A 419-nucleotide genomic window follows, 5' to 3' on the forward strand; every position below is an offset into this window, starting at 1 on the left:
TCTTCCGAGGCCTGTATGCTCGGCGGGATGGCGATGAAATGGCGTTGGCGCAAGCGTATGGAAGCCGCAGGCAAGCCAACGGATAAACCTAATCTGGTGTGCGGCCCGGTACAAATCTGCTGGCATAAATTCGCCCGTTACTGGGATGTGGAACTGCGTGAAATCCCTATGCGCCCCGGTCAGTTGTTTATGGACCCGAAACGCATGATTGAAGCCTGCGACGAAAACACTATCGGCGTGGTGCCGACTTTCGGCGTGACCTACACCGGTAACTATGAGTTCCCGCAACCGCTGCACGATGCACTGGATAAATTCCAGGCCGACACCGGTATCGACATCGACATGCACATCGACGCCGCCAGCGGTGGCTTCCTGGCACCGTTCGTCGCCCCGGATATCGTCTGGGACTTCCGCCTGCC

1 protein-coding gene is annotated in these 419 nt (G+C 58.0%); it reads left to right on the forward strand.

Annotated features, from left to right (window positions below; all coding sequences use genetic code 11):
* Nucleotides 1–419: pyridoxal-dependent decarboxylase (locus ATB02_RS25845; protein ID WP_241957654.1), on the forward strand; the 419-nt coding region annotated here is incomplete at both ends.

Origin of the sequence: Escherichia sp. MOD1-EC5189 (genome assembly GCF_002966045.1) — a bacterium.
GTDB lineage: Bacteria > Pseudomonadota > Gammaproteobacteria > Enterobacterales > Enterobacteriaceae > Escherichia > Escherichia coli_F.